This is a genomic window from Oceanobacillus sp. FSL K6-0251, from assembly GCF_038004725.1.
Classification (GTDB): domain Bacteria; phylum Bacillota; class Bacilli; order Bacillales; family Amphibacillaceae; genus Oceanobacillus; species Oceanobacillus oncorhynchi.
Genome location: NZ_JBBORS010000001.1, coordinates 1,580,519 through 1,595,037, shown reverse-complemented (window position 1 = coordinate 1,595,037; position 14,519 = coordinate 1,580,519). Strand labels below are relative to the sequence as shown.

Here is a 14,519-nt window from a genome sequence, read left to right as displayed (position 1 = left end):
GTTCCGTTCATTGTATCAAACAAACGTTCTTATTAAAAGCTATTTTCTATAAAAAAGGAATTCATTTTATTTAAATTTTAAGATCATCTCTCTATCATCCCACCTCTAAAGTAAAAAGATATGATTTATCCAAATTAAAGGAACCAGCGGAAGCAATCAAGGATAGGTAGCTCTTTCGTTTATCCTGGTATGTTCTTGGCTTATTAATTATTGGATACTTTACAAGTGAATGGATACATATTCCTGTTTCCATCATTGCCGGCTTGATTGCAATGATTTTTATACTTTTAGCAAGACGCAGTCCGGCTGTCCATGCAAAGAATGTAATTACAAACGCTCCATGGAATATCGTTATCTTTTCTATTGGTATGTATGTCAATCTTAAAGTACTCTCCCCATAGTATTTTTATCCCTTTTTGTGACAGCACATGCAGCCAGACCAAGGTAGCGAGCGAGCCTATCGGCGTAATTTTCGGCCCTAAATCAGATCCGATGACATTTGCATAAATAAGTGCCTCTCTTAGAATCCCCGTTGTATTTGTTTCCGCTATAGCAAGCGCATCAATCATCACCGTAGGCAAATTATTCATTACAGATGACAGGACTGCTGCGAGAAAGCCCATGGCAAACGTGGCAGCGAATAATCCTTGATCAGCAGCAGCCTGAATCAGGACGGCAAGGGCGGAGGTGAGGCCAGCGTTTCCCAATCCATATACATTGGTATTATTTTAACTTTCCCTATTCTCTTTATTACGCTGCTCGGACTGTATCTGACTCTGGTTATTTTTTAAAAAATCCGCTAATAAGAAATCCAAACACCTTCAAAAAAGTGTTTGGATTTCTTATTAGATTCAACAATTTCTTTTCAAAAGAGCAGCTTTTTTGATGAATCAATTTCATATTTTCATTTACACTACAATTTAAAAATAATCCCCATCAACGAATAAATAATCACGGTTGAAAAAACAACCGTCATATGAATCAAGGAATAAATAAACATTGATTTTGCCCATTTTTCTGAGTCCATTCGCTGATAGCCAAAAACACTCAACATAAGCCAGCCGAGACTCATTATAAGAGATACAAGCATCAGCCCGACACTTAATGAGCTCAATAAAAAGCTGATACCAAACATCACGATTAAATAAATATTCGTCTGGATATAAGTCCGTCTGACTCCTTTTACAACAGGAAGCATCGGAATTCCAGCTGCTTGATACTCCTCATGTCTTCGAATTGCGATCGAATAAAAATGCGGCATTTGCCAAATAACTGCAATAACAAAAAGACCTAAAATCGCCGGATGCGTAATATCCGGATACATCGCAGCCCACCCGATTAAAGGAGGCATCGCTCCAGAGATACTGCCGATTTCTGTATTATATACGGTTCTCCGCTTACTCCACATCGTATATGGGAAAACATAAAAAAACAGTCCCAGAAAGCCTAATAGCCCTGCCAGCGGTGTTGTCAAACAAAGCAGGATAATTCCAGCTACAGCCATGATGATACCGAGCCATAGCACTGTTCCAGGCTTGATTTCCCCTGTAACTGTCGGCCGGCCTTGTGTTCTTTTCATAATTGCATCGATTTCCCGATCGTATAAATTATTGAAAGCTCCAGCTGCTCCTATCACGAAAATAGAACCTAAAAACGCAAATAAGATTTCCAAGAGCTTGTCTGTAATACTAATCTGGTACGTGTATAAAGACAATGTTAATCCTGCAAACATCGGAACCAGGTTGGAGCGTATAATACCTGTCTTCACTGTTTGCGAAAGTATCTTTAATAATGGCGTTTTTTGATTTTGTCCATTGATTGTTTCTGCCATTTCGAATCTAATCCCCTTTTAACTATCTATCTGAAATGAATACCTTTGCTTTAAATAAGGATAAAGCAAGAAGTAATAAATTTTAAGCACTATGAAAAATATATACCATACACCATTTTAATTCCAGTGAATTTGTTTGTATAGCAGGTTTTATTAAACAAATTTGTGAACATTAGACGAACGCGTTTTTATAATGTTCTCATTTTTGTTAATGAAATCCTGCCATAGTGGGTTTTATTATTTCCGGAAATACATTAAGAAGAGCAAATACCACTATCTGATATTTGCCCTTCTTTACTCTTCACCCTATAACATTCCCTGCTCTTCGATGCTTTACCACCGTGACTATACCAGCAATAAGATAACCAATACTGCCTAAGATTCCAATAATTCCTAGAACTAACGTCAAAAGAACACTTAATCCTCCTAGCACAATCAGCAGAATCCCTGTAAGCTTGACTCTTATTTTTTTCGTTAAAAAAACGGCAGCGACAATGCCTAACAAGGCATAGATAATAGAAACAATAATCACAAATGTTATGATGCTGCTAAAAATTTCTATCTGTTCTTCCAGTGTTATTCCTCCAAGATCATCTCCAGCCGCTTGCAGATTTTCCTCAATATATTCCCGGAATTCTCCGTCAGATTCTATGTTGCCAAGCATACTGTAGGAATTCATTGCCAAAAGAGCATATGATAGAATAGCAATGATAATAAACACAATACTGACATTATATTTTACTTCTCCAGTTCTCAAAATTTGCACCCCCTGTTTGTACATATTATAAATTATGTAAGTTTCATTTCAGCTCCTTCCTCTATATTAAATCATATACTGGAGGTTTGAAAAGAATGTAGCGATGGTTATGTGTTTTTTCTTCCTTTAGATTATTCGGGTGTGAAAATGAAAAACCTTATACGAATGAATCTGCGAATTAGCCGATTCTTTTCGTATAAGGCTTTCCTCTTTTATTGAATTATTTTTAGTTTGCCTCTAAATCCTCAATCGAATCAATATCCATGTATTCAGGAACGACAAGACCAATTTTAGCGCCTTCTAAATTAGGTCCTAAATCTTCAAAGTTGTCCTGATTCGCTTCATAGAATTCACTATGTGTTAATGGTAACCAGGCAGCTAAAGTAGCATCGACATCGCCAGAAGCAACCGATTCAAAAACAACCGCTACATCTACCTCCGTTACGGTCACTTCAAAACCATGCTGTTCCATTGCCGCTTTTACGACGTTGGAAGAAGCACGCTCTGAATCCCATGGTGTAGACGCAAGCTCTATTTCAGCACCGTTTCCTTCATTGACTCCTTCTGCCCATGCATCTACTCTGTCTTGATTATCCTCTACCCATTGTACCGCTACATCTTCAATATCTTCACCAGTTTCTTCTGCTTCATACATAATTTCTTCCATATCCTCTACTTCCCATTCAAACTGGTCAATAAATTGATAAGCATCTGGATTATCGTCTCCCAATCCCAGTCTTGCTAAAGAATTAAGCGTTTCTTCTCCCCCATAAATCTCTTGAGGATCTTCCAGGTACTTCATATCTGGATAAAGCGCAAACATCCAATGCGGATTCCATCCAGTAATAACGATTGGTTCTTCATTCTCAATAGCTGTTCCTAACTCAGACATCATTGCTCCGGTAGATGACATCTCCACGTCCCAGCCATCTAAATTCTCATATTCTTCTAGAGCATTTTCCGTAGCTACAGAAATCCCGGCTCCGGGTTCAATACCAATAATCGTATAATCTACCGCTTCACTGTAATTTGTTTCGCCGTCCTCTCCAGTAGATTCATCATCAGAACCTCCACAAGCCGCAAGTAAGAATACAGCTAAAATAGAAAGAATAAATCCAAGTCCCTTTACTTTCTTCATCATAACCATTGCTCCCCTTTCTAAAGTATGTAAAATAAGCCTATATCCTCTTTTAAAAGGAATTTTTTCATGACAAATTACATTCTACCTTTCTATCACAACTCCTTCAAATGGCGTAAGCCGGCAAATAATCGGATAAATCAGCAAATAGTTGAATCTTTTATACCTCATCATACAAAAGCATACGTTTAGTACTTATATCTTATATTTGAATCTTTTTATTTAACTCACAAAAAATTCTGTCTTTTTATCATTTCAAGAGTGCAGCGTTTATTTCTTAAAATCTCTTATAAACCTTGGCATACATTATTCCTTTGGACGAAAGCCTTTGTTGTATTTAGGCAGCCGGGAAAATCTAATAACTTTCCTAGCTGCTCAAAAACAGCAGATAACTCATCTGCTGTTTTAATGGATTTACTTTCCTAGTTAAAATGCTGCTTTTTATACCAGGTTATAAACACTACTATTCCCACTGCCATCCAAATCACTGGTACCGTTAAATAAGAAAGAAACGGCTCCTTGTTATAGATCTGATCAATTCCATAATGAATATGATAATTTGGAAAAATAGCTAACCAGGGCATCTCCTCCCGGCTGCTATTCATCAAAAGACCTTCCAAGAAAAAATAGAATATCATGATTGGCGATCCATAAAGACTGACTTCAATTGTGTTCTTTGTTTTTATTCCTAAAAAAGTACCTGCGACTAACATTATCATTATAATAGGCAAAACAAGTATAAATAGTTGCAAATGAAACAGCATATGATTTCCATAAAGTACAAAGAAAAGAATCAATATGAGGACCGTTGTCATAAATGTTATCATCATTTTAGAAAACAGAATTTCTTTTAGCGAGAATCCAGCCTGCTTCAAACGCCGGATGGTTCCTTGCTCCTTTTCTTCTACTACTAAATTCCCCTGCATCAGCAATGTCAGCATCCCAAAAACAAATGCAAACACAAACGAAATCGGAATTTCCCCGTGTGGGAGCAAGGCAAACAACGAAATCAAAATAGCACCTGTAATCAGGTTAAAGAGCACCTGCCCATTCCAGCGCAAATCACAAATGTCCTTATAAAGCAATGCTCTGAAGCGATACAAATATCCCATTTTTTCATTTTTCATCATAAATGGATCAACTCTTTCAGCTTACTATAGTTTCCTTTTGATAATGGAATGGTGCTTTTTGATGGATTATCCAGACTGAGACTATAGCTGTTTTTGCTCCAAATAATAATTTCCCGTACCCGCTGCAGGTTAACCAGATAGGATCTGTGACAGCGAAAAAATCCCAAAGGCTGCAGCCGGTCCTCTAAACTTTTTATCGTATTGGACGAGGCAAATTCCTCATTATTCACAAAAAGATATGTCTGCCCATCACGAGCTTCTATATAATCAATTTCAAGCGGATTAAAGAGAATAATTTTATCCTCAATTTTTGCACTGATTTTATCCAATTGCACCTGCATACTTGTTATTTCATCCTCAGGTTCTTCTTCCGCCGTATTTTCAGCATCTTCTATATCCTGTTCCAGCTGCTGAACGCCCCGTTCGGAATATCGATAAACCGAGCTGCCAAGTCGAATGGCTTCTTCCAAGGTCGGAGTGAACAATAATACTGCTGCACCTTTATCCGCTAAATGAAGCAGCAGATTATGAAGCACATGCTTGGATTGAAGGTCCAATCCAAGAGAAGGATCTTCAAAAATATATACAGCAGCCTCCTGAATCAATGCGGAAGCAAATAACAAACGCTGCTGTTCAGACAATGTCAGCTGTTTTGTTTTCTTCGCTGCACAATGCCGCAATTCACATAGGTTTAAAACGAATTCTAAATCTGCCTGATGCCGATATAATTTGCACCAAAATAGAAGCATCTGCTTCACGTTTAACCGTTTATATAAACCGTCCGTCTGCTGAAACAAATACACATTTTGAAATCCGCCTTCTGGCAAGGCAATCGCTTCTTGTTGGATATGCTCCGGATGATTTAACAGAGTAAACAGGCGTCCAATATACTCATTTTCACACTGAACAGCAATGATGTCCCCTTTTTGAACAGTCAAGCTCAACTCCGGCAGCAGGACTGTATTTTGTTCAATTTTTCTTAGCTTGTTAAAAGACATTACCATCCAAACGACTCCTTTGTTCGATCCGTTATCTAGTTTCAATATTATAGGAAACATCCTCATTTAACCATTATTTTAATACTTGCCCGAATCTCCGTTTGAGCTTAAAAAGGCTAACAAAAACGAAAGAGCAACAATCAGAGCAATGCTGATAAAGCCGGCAGGAATGAACCACCCGGGAGCTTCATACTTTGGCAAGGCGGGAATAGATTGTGACAATGGCTCATAGATAACCAGAAATGGAATAACCGCAAACAAAATCATCAGGACAGCTACACCTGTCTGTTTTATTTTTTTCATGATGTATCTTCTCCTTTTTAAAATTTGAAATAGATGAAGGAATATCTAAATATTTCTGTTTCTACTCACATCCAACGGTCTCTTCCACTTTAACTTCAAGAAAATGGATTTAGATTGGGAAGGTATTCCAAAAGATTGACACCATAATGAAAAGCTGCCCCCAATGCAACAGACCATGCGCCTATACCGATTGTCTGCCAAATACTCACATATGATTTTTTTGCTCCTGACGCAATAGATATTGCTGCACATACGTGATAACAAATAAGCGGACCAGCAAAGGATAAACCTGCAACTCCATATTTATTGAATATATTTTGTGCACGATTTTTCCGTTTACTTCCTTTATTTTTCTTTCCAGCTATTTTCTTCCGCAAACCAGAAATAAGCCAAATAAACACCATGACAGACAACCAATTGCCAAATGCACCAATCAGGACAACCTGCATACTTGGAAAACCAAATACAATCCCAATTGGAATGGCTACATAGGATTCAAAAAAAGGCACAATAGAGATAAGAAACACACTTACATACTGCACCCATGTTTCTGCTTCCATCAGCTTAACTAGCAGGTCTTGAAAAAACTCCATAAACTAATTCACTCCTCATTTGTTTGCTGTTTCAAGCATATGGGAGAAGTAATGTTGCAGCATTAAATTCCGGATGAAGAGAGGGAAAACAGGACGGAGCGGAAGCTGGATTATGATGAATGGTACTCGTTTTTTTATGAAAGTCGGTTGGGTGTAAGATGGCAGTACAAAAAATAAAATACTAATAAAGCTAAATCAAATAGGATTAGCAATCCCTTTATGAAATATGTAATAAGTGCCGTTCTGGTAAATTTCAAATTCATCCAATAAATTCACAAAAATAAAAGAGAGACTGATATCCATCATCAATCCCCCTTTATATAATAATTAAGATATTTCTTTTTGCAGCAATTCTACTTCACTTTTAGGAACTTTTAAGAAGAAGCTTAAACCAACACATAACATAAAGTTAACAGCTAATCCCCATAAACCGCTGGCAATACCTAAAGGCTGCTGGCCAGTAAATGCCATGACCGATGCGATAATCGTTCCAGCAAGCATACCTATGAACAATGCATGACGGTGAAGCTGTTTCCAGTAAAGCCCTAAAAGGAAGGCTGGAGCAATTTGAATCAATAATTCAAATTTCAGAATAAATATTCGATACAAGGTTGCCGGCGGATACCAGGCAATCAAAAGTAAAATAATAACAAGGGCAACCCCTGTTAATTTACCGACTAAAATTTGTTTCTTATCACTGGCACTTTTATTGATATAGCGTGCATAAATATCTTTAGAAATAACCGATGACAAGGTAAGTAATACCGAATCCGCAGTAGAAATAATCGCAGCTACAATTCCGCCAAATAACAGAACCATCGCCCAGTAAAAGAAAGGATTTTGCATCGCGATATGGTTAGCCATCATTCCCACTAATTGTTCGGAATCTCCTTCACTCAAGCCCGGAAAAGCTTGAATACCGATAATTCCAATGATAAAAACAAAACCGGAAGTAACAAAAGGCATCCATGCCATCCAGGATAATGATTTCTTTAATGATTTTTCACTTTTGGCAGCAAAAATTCTCTGGATTGCATGGGGATAAATGGCCGCTCCGATCATAACGAGAATCAGCATACTGAACCAGCTTACAAGCCCATTGCTATCCGGCACACCAAGTTTCTCCGGTGAAATCGTTGCAGCATATTCCGTTGCAGAAGGCAACCCCCCAAAGTAAATCATGGAGCCAATCAGCAGCACGGCGACCCCAAATAGCAAGGCAATCCCCTGCATCGTATCCGTATAAGCTACAGAGCGCATTCCCCCAAGCCAGCCATAGATAATCATTACAGTAACGAAAAATACCACAGCAGCCTGATAGGGAATGGTTCCTCCGGTCAATCCGCTGACGCCATGTCCAATAGCAATAATCTGCTCTAATAAATAATTGCATAATCCATATAGCATTAATAAGGAGGCGAGCAGTGTAACTGCTTTCGATTTAAATCGCTTATCAATATAATCTGACGGAGTAATAAATTGATGTTTTTTACTCAGTGCATAAAGCCTCGGAGCAAACATTAAATACCCCACTACGATTAAAATAAAAAAAGTAATGGACTGCATCCACATAAAACCCATCCGATAGGCAGTCGGCGCATAGCCAACCACTGTATTTCCGCTATACTGCGTTGCAAAAAATGTAAAAAATAACACAAAGACGCTAAGGTTCCCGCCGCCTAAATAAAACTCTTTATTCGATTGATGAAGTCCTCTGTTTCTCCAATATGTAATAAAACCGATAAAAAGCATGAGAAAACCATAGAAAAGCATAATAATAATACCAGAAGTTCCTGAAAATGCGAGATTGCTCATTGTTTCTCTTCCTCCTCCTGCATTTCTTCCTCATCGGTCATGTACCAGCAATGCTTTAAAATAAGCGTTAAAACAATGGATATGATAAGAGAAACTCCCAATATAATCCAAGCCCAATAAGGCAACCCTAAAATAAACGGTTCATAAGACCCTGTTGGCAAATACCATGGCACACTAAAAATAAGCAAAACAATTAAAATAACCCAAATTTTCCAATTTTTAATCGGTTCCTTTTTTTGCGTCATTCTTTTCCCTCCTATTCTTCTAATTTAGCAAAATAAATTTTTTCACAATTAGAACATTTCAAAGATAGTTAAATTTAACTTTATAAAAATCCATTCATTATGTCAATCTGAATCGAGTATTTTTTTATGAATTATGAAAATTTATTCTCCAGTTAATTCCTCGGACATTCTTTTTACTAGAATTAACTTCTAGTACACTACCTAAATAATCTTTGGCTAAATGATTTACATCGGCTCTTTCGGAACTATACATTGTATTATGTATAAATTCGGCTATTCACTAAAAAAGGAACCCCCTCACAGAGATTCCTTTTGTATTTTATCCATGCAAAAACCGCATCCCCCTGCTAAACACAGCAGGCACAATAGACATATGGTTCTCCCCTTCTGGTGCAAAAAAAGCTGTTTTTAAATCTTTATTGCACTCAGAAAGATTTTCATACATGGCAAGACCGTTTGCATACATTTGTTTGTTTTCCACAGGCTCTGCAGCAATAAACAATCCCTTAACATGTTTATCATTGATATTTGTTTCATAGGATAGAATCGCCTGCTTATTCCACCATATGGAAGGACTGCAAGCGAAATAATGGCTGAAAAGGCGGGAACGCTGAAATAATGTATATAAAACAAATAAACCGCCAAGTGAATGGCCAAAGATTGTTTGTTTCTTCTGATTTGTTTTATATTTTTTATCGATAAATGGGATTAATTCCGCTTCTAGAAAATCCATGAATTTCTCTGCTCCGCCATGCTCCGGCCAAGAAGACCCGTCTGACCTTGCCGGCAGTTCTACCTTTACAGCAGGTGGAGTAAAATCATATACCCGATTAGAATGAAACGGCTCCCCGCCCTCATATTCGATACCAACTAACAGCATCGGCTCAATCCCTGTCTTCTCTGAGCGCCTGCTTTGCAGCTTTATCATTTCACTGAAAAGTGTGCCATAAGCATTTCCATCCAAAATATACAACACAGAAAATCCGTTGTCTGAAACCGGCTGCTCCGGGATGAAAACATTTATAATATAAGGGTGATGCTTTCCAGAAAACTGAAATCTTTCGTTGCGATACATGGAATGACTACCTCCTGTGATGAACTAGAAAAGCTTTCTTATTGAAGAAATCCTTCTTCAAAAATGTCCAGTAAATATTCCAGTGTTGCCGGGTCGCTGTAGCTTGCCTCTTGTGTATCAATTTCGATTACCTGATTATTTTCCACTGCCGGAATTGACTGCCATGTTTCACTTTTTGTAAATTCATTCTCTCCGCCCATACTGCTTAAAACGATAAAATCTCCAGCATATTCTGGCAGTGTCTCCTGCGATAAGTTGTAATAGCCGTCAGCAAGTGCATCCTCCTGCACTTTTTCTGGCATCTCCAGCTCCATTGTCTGGTATAATATTTCTGTCCCGCGGGCCCAATTATCTCCAAAGACAGCGAAATTTTTAGAATCTGTTTCAAATACAGATACGGAAACATCTTCCCCATGCTTTTCCTTTATCTTGTCACCGACTGCTTTCGCACGTTTAGTGAAGTCATCCACCCATTCCTGTGCTTCCTCCTCTTTATTCAGAAGTCTGCCAATCTCTATTTGCTGCTCCAGATAATCCAGCTTTCCCCATGTATAAATAACAGTCGGAGCAATCTTTTCTAACTCATCCAGATTCTCCATATGTGATCCGGCGATAATTAAATCCGGTTCCAGTGCCAAAATACCTTCTGGATCATTTTCCGAAACTATTTCTATATCTGCCATCTTTTCTTCAAAAAGCGGACTCGCTTTTGTCCATTCATCGACCCCTACTAAATTTCCGTCTAAAGCGAAAACATTCGGTCCATTTGACAGTGCCACAATTCGCTGCGGTTCAGCAGGTATTTCCACCGGACCTGTCTCTGATTCATACGTAACGGTTTCATTTGATGCTTCTTCTTTCCCGTCATTTTGTTTGCCGTCTGACTGATTGCTGCAGCCTGTAATAACTAGACAAAGTAAGCATCCAAAAAGAAATAGTAACTTTTTCATTTGTTTTCCCTCATTCTATTTTTATTGTTTTAAATTATTAATCTTTCAGCCTCGCTAATAAATATAAAAAGTATGGCGCTCCAATCACAGCGACGATAATCCCTGCCGGCACTTCCGGCTGTTTAATGAATCCGCCGATCATATCTGCTAAGAGCAGTAACAGCGCCCCCATCAAGCCTGAAACTGGAATCACATACTCATGCTTGTCTCCAACCAGCTGTCTGCTGAGATGCGGAGCAATGAGTCCGATAAATCCAATTCCGCCGCTGACAGAAACACTCGCTGCTGCAAGACCGACAGCGGAAGACAGTAACACACGCCGCTCTTTTTCTAAATTTGCTCCTAGCCCAATGGACGTTTCTTCCCCTAAGTGGAGAATATTCAGAACCGTTGCTTTGGAATAAACAAACGGTACCAGAATAACAAGCCACGGAAGTAATGCTAGAACAAACTGCCAATTAGAGCCCCATATGCTTCCTGCAAGCCAGGTTGCCAGAAATTGATAGGTTTCCGGATTTAATCGCAGTGTTAATACAATCATTAACGCATTGATACCGGCTGCAACTGCAATCCCTGTCAATACCAGCCGCATCGGCGAAATTCCCTCAGACCGCTTGTAAGAAAGCAAGTAGATGATAAGGGCAGCACCTGCTGCTCCAAAGAAAGCTAAAAACGGCATCAGAAAGACAGATATTGTTGTTGTTACTGCAAAGAAGGATAAAAAAAGCATAATGGATAAACCTGCTCCAGCATTAATCCCAATAATTCCGGGATCTGCCAATGGGTTCCGAACAATCCCCTGCAGCACGGTTCCTGAGATTGCAAGTCCCATTCCTACCAGCAAAGCAATAATCATACGCGGCAAGCGAAAATCAAATAAAATAAGCGCCTGCTGCTCTGTACCTTGTCCAAATAAAGTAAAAATAACCTCTTTCGGTGTTAAGTAAATGCTCCCTGTATTTAAGCTGATAAAAAATATGATAATAATCAGAAAGACTAAGATAACACTGACCAGCCCTGCTCTTCTCGCTTTTCTGACTTGGCTATGCTGTTTGTTTTTCTGTGATGTCATACCAATCCCCCGCCCTTTCTTGCTAAGTATAAAAAGAAAGGTACGCCCAATAAGGCAATTAAGGCACCAACCGGCATTTCATGAGGAGGGCTGATGATACGTGCTGCTAAATCCGCTAACACAACCAGTAACGCACCATAAATGACCGTTCCGGGAATAATCCAGCGGTAATCGTACCCAAACAGCCAGCGGACCATATGCGGTACAATCAATCCCACAAAACTCACCGCGCCGACGACAGAAACAGCCAGACCAGCTAATACAACAATAATCAAGGCAGCAGTTAATTTAATGCGTCCAGTTTTCGTACCCAGCCCAACCGCAACTTCTTCTCCCAGGCTCAATAATGTAATTGAGCGGGATATTATCACTGCAGCGATAACTGCCAGCAGCAGCCAAGGTGTAATGATTTGCAAATGGCCCCAGCTTGTACCGGAAATACCGCCTGCATACCAGAATGCTAAATCCTGCCCAATTTCATAATAAAGCGCGATTCCTTCACTTAATGCTCCCAAAAGGGCACTGACTGCTGCACCAGCCAACACTAAACGGATTGGTGTCAGACCATTTTTTGATAAAGAACCGATGCCATATACAATTCCAGCACCAAGTGCAGCACCGAGGAATGAAAATAAAATTATATATACATACGAAAGATGCGGAAAAAATGCAATACAGCATGCGAGCATAAATACGGCTCCGGCATTTAGTCCGAGCAATCCGGAATCAGCAAGCGGGTTACGAGTCATCCCTTGCATTAATGCTCCAGAAACGGCAAAACAGCTGCCGACAATAGCTGCTCCAAGAATACGCGGAAAGCGTATTTCCCTGATAATTTGATGCTGCTGCAAGTCCGGATCAAATTGAAATATGGCCTGCCAGACTGTTTTCAATGGCATATCCGCAGCGCCAAGGGATACAGCCAGCAGCAAAGATAATAGTAAAAGGAAGCTCCCCGCCGCTAAAACAAGCACATTCCGGACAGGCCGCACGGTTTCTTTGACTTTTTTTAAATCTTCTAGTTCATTCATTGTTTAGTACCTTTCATTGTTTACTTTTACTATTTATCATAAATGCTTAACCTGACACCTTTTGATGGCATGGTTTAGATGAAGCGCATGCCGATTCCGCCTGACATAACTGATACGATAAGCAAATCGGATTCGCACTATGCGGACACCTTGCTATATGTGCATCAATTTGAAAAACCTGCTGCAGATTACTACAGGTCATCACATTCTCTGGCGTACCGTCTGTCACAACCTCTCCATCACGCATCGCAATCATATAATGCGAGAAGCGGGAAGCATGGTTTAAATCGTGCAGAACCATAATAATGGTACGTCCTTCTTCTTTATTAAGGCGCTCCAATAATAGTAAAATATCTAATTGATGTGCCAAATCTAAATAAGTAGTCGGTTCATCCAGCACAAGGATATCAGTTCCCTGCGCCAAAGCCATTGCAATCCACACCCGCTGTCTCTGACCGCCGGATAAAGCACTGATTGCCCGCTCCTGAACTTCCGCTAACCCTGTCACCTCAATTGCCCAGTCAATATATTCGTAATCTTCCTTTCTTAGAGAACCCATCCCTTTTTTATAAGGAAAGCGCCCATAAGAAATTAATTCATATACGGTCAATCCGCCAGGAGCTTCAGCAGTTTGAGGCAGGATAGCCATGCGTTTTGCAATCTCTCTTGTATCGACCTTATGAATCGCCTCGCCCTCTAAAAATACCGCACCGCTTTTCACACTTAAAATGCGGGCAATTGTTTTGATGAGCGTTGACTTCCCACACCCATTCGGGCCGATAATCGTTGTGATTTTATTGGCCGGGATCGAAATGCTGAGGTCTTTGATAATTAACTCATTCGCATAACCGACATCAATTTCATTTATTTCAATTGCTTTCATTGATTCGCCTCCTTTTTTATGACATTTTATTTTCTGATAATGATAATCATTATCATTGATAACGATTATCATTATTGATTAAAAAGATGAACTTGTCAAGATAAATTTTTAATACTCTAACAGCCTTGAATTATCTCTAAACCATCTAAAGCTATTATTATCAATAATTTATACCTAGATTTTATAGAATGTCCTGAATAAATATGGTAAAATTGTTATAGATTATATGAAAATTGTATTTAAATTAACGGGTAAAAACAATTAGGAATGGATGAGATGGTGATGCAATATGAAAAAACATACGAAGCTTGGGAAGTCAATTTTTTGGTTAGGTTTTCTATTTTTTATGACAGGAATGATGTTTAATGAAAGGATAGGTACGATAACGGACGGTCCAGAGGTCTTCTCTACTTTTTTCTTACCATTACTTATAACAGGAATAATTATAGTCCTCTTTTCTAATTTCTTTACAAACAAGAAGGTGTAGCTTCTTATTATTGGTTTCATTCCAAACAATCTATTATAAATTTAAGAAAACGAATTGTTCGCACCTTCAGCGAATAATTCGTTTTCTATGTATTAAATGCTCATCGTCTATACACAGGATATCTCGTCAACTGTCAGGCATCATTCATATCTTGACTATTTTTAATAGACAGGTTTCCTTTCCAATATAAAATTATGTCTACCTATCCATT

General features: G+C 38.9%; 14 protein-coding genes and 2 pseudogenes. 1 reads left to right on the top strand and 15 read right to left on the bottom strand.

The genetic code is table 11. The annotated features are described in order from the left end of the window. Positions 1-140 precede the first annotated feature (140 nt). Positions 141-377: pseudogene (locus tag MKY45_RS08180) on the top strand (ArsB/NhaD family transporter); the annotation flags it as partial. Here MKY45_RS08180 and MKY45_RS08175 read toward each other — a convergent pair. From MKY45_RS08175 to MKY45_RS08105, 15 genes and pseudogenes are all read right to left on the bottom strand, one after another. Further along, a pseudogene (locus MKY45_RS08175) lies at positions 372-716 on the bottom strand (ArsB/NhaD family transporter); the annotation flags it as partial. The pseudogenes MKY45_RS08180 and MKY45_RS08175 sit on opposite strands and share 6 nt — an antisense overlap. Positions 717-913: 197 nt before the next feature. Continuing rightward, a complete protein-coding gene (gene cyoE, locus MKY45_RS08170) occupies positions 914-1,831 on the bottom strand; it encodes a heme o synthase (RefSeq protein WP_042532942.1) in 918 nt (305 codons plus the stop codon). A 301-nt stretch (positions 1,832-2,132) separates the two neighbouring features. Continuing rightward, positions 2,133-2,588 (bottom strand): hypothetical protein, encoded by a 456-nt coding sequence (locus tag MKY45_RS08165; RefSeq protein WP_193063898.1) that lies wholly within the window; start codon positions 2,586-2,588, stop codon positions 2,133-2,135. 226 nt (positions 2,589-2,814) lie between these two features. After that, the gene (locus MKY45_RS08160; protein WP_193063899.1) at positions 2,815-3,729 is read right to left on the bottom strand and encodes a glycine betaine ABC transporter substrate-binding protein; all 915 of its coding nucleotides are present in this window, start codon (positions 3,727-3,729) and stop codon (positions 2,815-2,817) included. A gap of 419 nt (positions 3,730-4,148) precedes the next feature. Beyond that, positions 4,149-4,856: an ABC transporter permease gene (locus tag MKY45_RS08155; RefSeq protein ID WP_193063900.1), complete on the bottom strand. Its 708-nt coding sequence runs from the start codon at positions 4,854-4,856 to the stop codon at positions 4,149-4,151. Next, positions 4,853-5,860 carry a LytTR family transcriptional regulator DNA-binding domain-containing protein gene (locus MKY45_RS08150; RefSeq protein WP_212928263.1) on the bottom strand — a complete coding sequence of 336 codons (1,008 nt, stop codon included), beginning with the start codon at positions 5,858-5,860 and terminating at the stop codon, positions 4,853-4,855. The genes MKY45_RS08155 and MKY45_RS08150 overlap by 4 nt, the downstream gene beginning before the upstream one ends. A gap of 72 nt (positions 5,861-5,932) precedes the next feature. Further along, entirely contained in the window at positions 5,933-6,157 is a 225-nt protein-coding gene (locus MKY45_RS08145) for a hypothetical protein (RefSeq protein WP_341172819.1), read from the bottom strand. A gap of 95 nt (positions 6,158-6,252) precedes the next feature. Beyond that, entirely contained in the window at positions 6,253-6,750 is a 498-nt protein-coding gene (locus MKY45_RS08140) for a small multi-drug export protein (RefSeq protein ID WP_193063903.1), read from the bottom strand. Between the two features lie 327 nt (positions 6,751-7,077). Beyond that, positions 7,078-8,565, bottom strand: a complete 1,488-nt coding sequence (locus MKY45_RS08135) for a sodium:solute symporter family protein (protein ID WP_193063904.1) — start codon at positions 8,563-8,565, stop codon at positions 7,078-7,080. Then, positions 8,562-8,810: a hypothetical protein gene (locus tag MKY45_RS08130; protein WP_042532932.1), complete on the bottom strand. Its 249-nt coding sequence runs from the start codon at positions 8,808-8,810 to the stop codon at positions 8,562-8,564. The genes MKY45_RS08135 and MKY45_RS08130 overlap by 4 nt, the downstream gene beginning before the upstream one ends. A 319-nt stretch (positions 8,811-9,129) precedes the next feature. Further along, the gene (locus tag MKY45_RS08125) at positions 9,130-9,885 is read right to left on the bottom strand and encodes an alpha/beta hydrolase (RefSeq protein ID WP_256705981.1); all 756 of its coding nucleotides are present in this window, start codon (positions 9,883-9,885) and stop codon (positions 9,130-9,132) included. A 38-nt stretch (positions 9,886-9,923) separates the two neighbouring features. Next, complete coding sequence (locus MKY45_RS08120) at positions 9,924-10,835, bottom strand: iron-hydroxamate ABC transporter substrate-binding protein (RefSeq protein WP_212928258.1); 912 nt, start codon at positions 10,833-10,835, stop codon at positions 9,924-9,926. A gap of 37 nt (positions 10,836-10,872) precedes the next feature. After that, positions 10,873-11,907: a FecCD family ABC transporter permease gene (locus MKY45_RS08115; protein ID WP_193063907.1), complete on the bottom strand. Its 1,035-nt coding sequence runs from the start codon at positions 11,905-11,907 to the stop codon at positions 10,873-10,875. Further along, positions 11,904-12,938 carry a FecCD family ABC transporter permease gene (locus MKY45_RS08110; RefSeq protein WP_341172818.1) on the bottom strand — a complete coding sequence of 345 codons (1,035 nt, stop codon included), beginning with the start codon at positions 12,936-12,938 and terminating at the stop codon, positions 11,904-11,906. The genes MKY45_RS08115 and MKY45_RS08110 overlap by 4 nt, the downstream gene beginning before the upstream one ends. A 46-nt stretch (positions 12,939-12,984) precedes the next feature. Further along, positions 12,985-13,821: an ABC transporter ATP-binding protein gene (locus MKY45_RS08105; protein ID WP_341172817.1), complete on the bottom strand. Its 837-nt coding sequence runs from the start codon at positions 13,819-13,821 to the stop codon at positions 12,985-12,987. Between the last annotated feature and the right edge of the window lie 698 nt (positions 13,822-14,519).